The sequence below is a fragment of the uncultured Streptococcus sp. genome, assembly GCF_938036805.1.
GTDB lineage: Bacteria > Bacillota > Bacilli > Lactobacillales > Streptococcaceae > Streptococcus.
On the sequence record NZ_CALHWC010000137.1, the window covers coordinates 1 to 6,496 of the forward strand.

Sequence of the window (6,496 nt, forward strand, 5' to 3'; positions counted from 1 at the left end):
TGATTATGATACAGCCTTTCTCATGGAGAAGTTCCTTCCGGCTTATCAAGAGAAAAAATAGATGACTAGGAGTGATTTTGTTTGAAAGAAGCAGAATCACTCTAAAATTTAATGAAGGAGTAAGCAATGCCTTTGTTTTCAAAAAAGGATAAATATATTCGAATCAATCCTAATCGTTCCTCTCGTGCCTTGCCTCAGCCAAAACCAGAAGTTCCAGATGAGCTTTTTTCTAAGTGTCCAGGTTGTAAGCATACCATTTATCAAAAAGATTTGGGGGCAGAGCGTGTTTGTCCTAGCTGTGGTTACACTTTTCGGATTTCAGCTTTTGAGCGTCTGAGCTTGACGGTGGATCAAGGAAGCTTTGAGGAATTGTTCACTGGTATTGAGACGACAGATCCCTTGCGTTTTCCAAATTATCAAGAAAAACTGGCAAAGATGCGGGCAAAGACTGGTCTAGATGAGGCCGTTTTGACAGGAACCGCTATGATAAAAGGCCAAAAATTAGCCCTTGGAATCATGGATTCCAACTTTATCATGGCTTCCATGGGAACGGTTGTCGGTGAGAAGATTACCCGTCTCTTTGAGTATGCGACAGAGCATAAGCTGCCAGTCGTCCTCTTTACGGCTTCTGGCGGTGCCCGCATGCAGGAAGGTATCATGAGCCTGATGCAAATGGCTAAAACCTCAGCTGCTGTACAACGTCATTCAAAGGCTGGTCTTTTTTACCTGACTGTTTTGACAGATCCGACTACAGGCGGTGTCACAGCCTCTTTTGCTATGGAAGGGGATATTATCTTGGCAGAAGCGCAGGCTTTGGTAGGCTTTGCTGGTCGTCGGGTCATTGAGTCTACTGTGCGGGAAAAATTGCCAGATGACTTTCAAAAGGCAGAATTTTTGCTGGAGCATGGCTTTGTTGATGCGATAGTCAAGCGTGGTGAATTGCGGGAACGGATTGCTACTCTCTTGAGCTTTCATGGAGGTGACCAATGACAAAAATCAGTCAGATTATCAAAGCAGCGCGTGATCAGTCCCGTTTGACGGCTCTGGATTTTGCCCAAGGCATTTTTGATGATTTTGTTGAATTGCACGGAGATCGTGGTTTTCGTGATGATGGTGCTGTCATTGGTGGTATCGGAACCTTAAATGGTCAGCCAGTCACGGTGATCGGTATTCAAAAAGGTCGCAATTTGCAGGACAATCTGCGACGGAACTTTGGTCAGCCCCATCCGGAAGGCTATCGCAAGGCCCTACGTCTCATGAAGCAGGCTGAGAAATTTGGCCGTCCAGTCGTGACCTTTATCAATACGGCTGGTGCCTATCCTGGCGTCGGTGCTGAGGAGCGCGGACAGGGCGAGGCCATTGCCCGTAATCTCATGGAAATGAGTGATCTGAAAGTGCCCATTATTGCCATTATCATCGGCGAGGGTGGCTCTGGTGGGGCGCTAGCCTTGGCAGTTGCTGACAAGGTCTGGATGTTGGAAAACTCTATGTATGCCATTCTCAGTCCTGAAGGCTTTGCTTCGATTTTATGGAAGGATGGCAGCAGAGCAATGGAGGCGGCTGAGATGATGAAAATCACCTCGCACGAGCTTTTGCAGATGGGTGTCGTTGATAAGGTTATCCCTGAACGCGGCTTTAATAAAAATGAGCTCTTAGCTGTAGTCAAGCAAGAAATCAGTGCCGAACTAGCAGAACTTTCTAAACTTTCCCTTGAGCAACTTTTGGAAGATCGTTATCAGCGTTTTAGAAAATATTAGTCAGAAGCCTTAGGGCTTCTTTTTCTTGCTTGAGAGAGGTATGGAGGCAGTTAAGGTGGTAATATATTTTGGTTTGACATGTAGCAATATATTCTCTTTATAGAGGTCATATAAAATATATATTATACAAGCTGTCAGACCTATGTTAAGATAGTTGCTAATCAAAAGAAATGAGGTTTCATATGTCAGAATTTACTATCCATACGATTGAGTCCGCCCCAGCTGAGGTGAAAGAGGTTTTAGAAACTGTTCAAAAAGATAACGGTGGCTATATTCCCAATCTTATCGGTCTTTTGGCCAATGCACCAACGGCTTTGGAAACTTATCGGACAGTTGGAGCTATCAATCGCCGCAACAGCCTGACACCGACTGAGCGGGAAGTAGTGCAGATTACAGCTGCAGTTACCAACGGCTGTGCTTTCTGTGTGGCGGGGCATACAGCCTTTTCGATCAAGCAGATTCAAATGAATGATGATCTTTTGGAGGCTCTACGCAATCGTACGCCGATAGATACAGATCCGAAGCTAGATACACTTGCCAAATTTACCATTGCTGTCATCAATACCAAGGGGCGAGTCGGAGATGAGGCTTTGGCAGACTTCCTAGAAGCCGGCTATACGCATGAAAATGCTCTGGATGTAGTTCTGGGTGTCAGCCTTGCGACCCTCTGCAATTATGCCAATAATCTAGCAAACACACCAATCAATCCAGAATTGCAGCCTTATGCCTAGTCCTCGGGGAGATGAAAATGCTTTTTAGACACCCATTCCTTTCCATTGACTACAAGCCAAGCAAGAAATCAGTGGCGAATGAGCAGAGCTTTCTAAACTTTCTCTTGAGAAACTTTTGGAAGAATGATATCAATACTTTAAGGAATGAAAAATTGTAAAACATAGTGCAAAAAAATTACAGAACTTCAATTAGTGTAAACCATAAATAACCACATCAACAGGTAACCAAGGAGATTCTATGAGTTACTATCATCTCACCTTTGAATAAATTATCTGTCTGACCTTTTAGGGTCAATACAATATTCAAAATTTTTCATAAAACATTGACAAAAACCGAATATTATTTTAAAATAATAGAAAATTTAGAATAAACACCGAATGAAGTTTTTCAGAAATAAGTGTTTGAGCCTTATGACTGTGAAATGGACGGAACTCTGGAGAGACCATGATTGGCACCGAAGGGGCAAGGCAGGCAACTGCTCAAACTCTCAGGTAAAAGGACAGAGCAAGGGAAGGGCAGGAAACGGTCGTTCTCAGGCATCCAGAGTACATGTTTACACATGTACTTTTCTTTTTCTCGGTGTGGAAAAGGAGCAGAAGATTTATGTTGAAATTGTTGAATCAAATTGATTCTCTGGTCTGGGGGCCTCCCCTCTTGATTTTATTAGTTGGAACAGGGCTTTATCTGACACTTCGTCTGAGGTTGCTACAGATTTCGCGCCTTTCTCGCGCCTTTCGCTTAATTTTTGTTTCCGGTGAGGATCATCATGGAGACGTGTCTAGCTTTGCAGCTCTTTGTACAGCTTTGGCGGCCACGGTTGGAACGGGGAATATTATCGGTGTAGCGACTGCCATAAAAGTTGGTGGACCGGGCGCCTTATTTTGGATGTGGCTAGCAGCTTTCTTTGGAATGGCAACCAAGTATGCCGAAGGTTTATTAGCAATCAAGTATCGTTCTAAGGATGCTCACGGAGCCGTTGCTGGTGGTCCCATGCATTATATCCTATTAGGAATGGGCGAAAAATGGCGTCCGCTGGCTATCTTCTTTGCTGTAGCAGGTGTCTTGGTGGCTCTTTTAGGGATTGGGACCTTCACACAGGTGAATTCCATTACAGAAGCTATGCAGAATACCATTCAGTTGCCTCCAGCTGTGACTGCCTCTATCTTGGCTATTTTGGTGGCTCTAGTTATTTTTAGCGGTATTCAGTCGATTGCTCGAGTGTCGACCAAGGTTGTGCCTTTTATGGCGGCTATTTATATCTTGGGGACTGTGACTGTATTAGCGGTCAATCTAGATCGTTTGCTGCCAACTCTTCAGCTAGTCTTTAGTTCTGCATTTAGTCAGACGGCTGCTGTTGGTGGCTTTGCTGGTGCAACCATCCAGATGGCGATTCAAAATGGGGTCGCGCGCGGGGTATTTTCCAATGAATCTGGTTTAGGATCAGCACCTATTGCTGCGGCGGCAGCCAAGACCAAGGAGTCTGTCGAACAAGGATTGATTTCTATGACGGGAACCTTTATCGATACTCTGATTATTTGTAGTCTGACAGGTCTAACAATTTTAATCACAGGAGTTTGGGATAGTAATCTCAATGGTGTTTCCTTGACTCAGGCAGCCTTTGCGACTGTCTTTGCTAATTTTGGTCCAATTCTTCTATCCGTTTTTCTGGTTCTTTTTGCCTTTACCACGATTTTAGGCTGGAACTATTACGGTGAGCGCTGCTTTGAGTTCCTGTTCGGTGTCAAATATATTCGCTTGTACCGAATTATCTTTGTTGCTATGGTGCTCTTAGGGGGCTTTATTGAGCTAGAAGCAGTTTGGGTCATTGCCGATATTGTCAATGCCTTGATGGCCTTGCCGAATCTGATTGCTCTTTTGGCTTTATCACCTGTTATTATTGCTGAGACCAAAAAGTATTTTGACAAGAAGGGCTGAGTTTCCACTTGCTGGATTTTTGAAAGGAGATTGCCTTGCTAAAGCTGCTTTGTCAGCTTTAGTTTTTTTATGGGCGAGAAATCTCTCATCTTTTGTTATTGGTCAAAACATGGTATAATGAAGTATTAAGATTCTAGGAGGAAATGACATGCGTTGTCCCAAATGTGGCGGAAGCAAATCAAGTGTGGTTGACAGCCGGCAGGCAGAAGATGGAAATACAATCCGTCGTCGCCGTGAATGCGAGGAATGCCAGCATCGTTTTACAACTTATGAGCGCGTGGAAGAAAGAACCCTAGTCGTTGTCAAAAAAGATGGAACGCGTGAGCAATTTTCTCGGGATAAGATATTTAATGGCATCATCCGCTCCGCTCAGAAGCGTCCTGTATCAAGTGACGAGATTGAAGAATTGGTCAATCGAATTGAGCAAAAGCTCCGTAGTCAGAGCGAGAATGAAATTGCCAGCGAATATATCGGCTCTCTGGTCATGGATGAGCTGGCTGAGCTGGATGAGATTACCTATGTCCGTTTTGCCAGCGTTTATCGGAGTTTCAAAGATGTTGGCGAGCTGGAAAGCCTTTTGAAGCAGATTACCAAGGGTTCCAAGAAGAAAAAGGAAAAATAATGGCTTATGAAACCAAATGATCATTTTTCTTTCTTGTCTAATAACCAGGTCAGTCAAGATATGAGCGGGCTGGTCCGTTATTATCTACCCATTGTGGGTAAGGATGCAGTGGCACTTTATCTTTATCTGGTTTCTTTTTGGGATAATGGAGCTCAGCAGCGACTTTTCAGCCATATTTTAAATCATCTTGATTTTGGTATGGAAGTGTTGGAGAGAAGTTTGGAGCGCCTATCAGCTATTGGATTGCTAGAGCTTTTCCAGACGGAGACAGGATTTTCCATCCGCCTCTATCCAACCTTGTCCGCTGAGGACTTCTTTGCTCACCATGTGTACAGTAGTCTTTTGGAGAAAAAGATTGGTCAGGCGGCGGTAGATAAGCTACGACCGGAAAATCCAGCTGGGCAAAAGATCAGTCCTTCTTTTAGCCAGATTTATGGCATGGATGACGTCAGTCCGACGAGAACTAGTCGCCAAAATGATTTTGATTTGACGCATTTTAAACAGAGAATGGCTCAGGATGGCTTGCGTTTTGCAGATGAAAAAGCGGACCTCTTGGACTTGTTTGCCATTGCGGAGCAGAAGAAATGGACTTGGTATGAGACCTATGTCTTAGCGCGTGAAACGGCTGTGTCGCATGTGATTTCGACGAAAAGGATGCAGCAAAAAATTCAGCAAAAGCCAGTTTCGGGAGACTTTTCTCCGCAAGAGCAGTCTATTATCCGTGAGGCCAAAAGCAAGCAGCCTCTACTCTTTTTGGCCGAAATCAAGAAAACCCGCCAAGCGGCCATTACGCGTAGTGAACGGAAGCTGATTCAGGATTTGGCAGAGATGGGACTGTTGGATGAAGTTATCAATATCATCCTACTACTGACTTTTAATAAGGTGGATTCAGCCAATCTCAATGAAAAGTATGCCCTCAAGGTGGCCAATGACTTTTCTTATCAAAAGGTGGCCTCGGCTGAAGAGGCGGTCCTGAAAATCCGCGAGCGCAACCAGCAGACGAATAGTCGTCCTGCACAAGTCAGCCCAGCTTCTGCTAAAAGCAATGTGCCGAATTGGAGTCAGCCGGATTACAAAAATGAAACCAGCTTAGAAAAACAAGCGGAACTAGAAGAACAAAAAAGAAGACTTTTAGCGAGACTGGAAGAAGGAGGCGATTAAATGGAAAAAATAGGACAGGCAATGCCTCATATGAATAAAGTGAAGCAGTTTGATTATCAAAAATTGGTCCAGCAGATTTTAGCAGATCCAGATATCGCTGACTTTATCAGTCGAGAACAACTGTCTCCAACTGAAATTCAGCGGAGCATTTCTAAGTTCAATCAATACATTACCGAACGAGATCGCTTCCTGCTAGAAGATCAGAACTATATTGCTAAGGGTTATAAGCCGATTTTGGTGAAAAATGAAGGCTATGCGGATGTTGCCTATGAGGAAACGCCTGAGTTGA

At 44.1% G+C, this 6,496-nt stretch carries 6 protein-coding genes, 1 pseudogene and 1 riboswitch; all 7 genes and pseudogenes read left to right on the forward strand.

The genetic code is table 11. The features are described 5' to 3' along the window. The first annotated feature begins 126 nt into the window (after positions 1-126). Positions 127-990 carry an acetyl-CoA carboxylase, carboxyltransferase subunit beta gene (accD, locus tag Q0191_RS05415; protein WP_297664521.1) on the forward strand — a complete coding sequence of 288 codons (864 nt, stop codon included), beginning with the start codon at positions 127-129 and terminating at the stop codon, positions 988-990. Then, on the forward strand, positions 987-1,757 hold the full coding sequence (locus tag Q0191_RS05420; protein WP_297664523.1) for an acetyl-CoA carboxylase carboxyl transferase subunit alpha: 771 nt from the start codon (positions 987-989) through the stop codon (positions 1,755-1,757). The genes accD and Q0191_RS05420 overlap by 4 nt, the downstream gene beginning before the upstream one ends. 182 nt (positions 1,758-1,939) lie before the next feature. Next, positions 1,940-2,488: a carboxymuconolactone decarboxylase family protein gene (locus Q0191_RS05425; RefSeq protein WP_009659051.1), complete on the forward strand. Its 549-nt coding sequence runs from the start codon at positions 1,940-1,942 to the stop codon at positions 2,486-2,488. 424 nt (positions 2,489-2,912) lie between these two features. Continuing rightward, positions 2,913-3,002, forward strand: a riboswitch (glycine riboswitch). A gap of 90 nt (positions 3,003-3,092) precedes the next feature. Further along, the gene (locus Q0191_RS05430; protein WP_297664525.1) at positions 3,093-4,424 is read left to right on the forward strand and encodes a sodium:alanine symporter family protein; all 1,332 of its coding nucleotides are present in this window, start codon (positions 3,093-3,095) and stop codon (positions 4,422-4,424) included. A 148-nt stretch (positions 4,425-4,572) separates the two neighbouring features. Continuing rightward, the gene (nrdR, locus tag Q0191_RS05435; RefSeq protein WP_005591110.1) at positions 4,573-5,046 is read left to right on the forward strand and encodes a transcriptional regulator NrdR; all 474 of its coding nucleotides are present in this window, start codon (positions 4,573-4,575) and stop codon (positions 5,044-5,046) included. Between the two features lie 6 nt (positions 5,047-5,052). Beyond that, positions 5,053-6,207: a DNA helicase gene (locus tag Q0191_RS05440; protein WP_297664528.1), complete on the forward strand. Its 1,155-nt coding sequence runs from the start codon at positions 5,053-5,055 to the stop codon at positions 6,205-6,207. After that, a pseudogene (locus Q0191_RS05445) lies at positions 6,208-6,496 on the forward strand (primosomal protein DnaI); the annotation flags it as partial. It lies immediately after the preceding gene.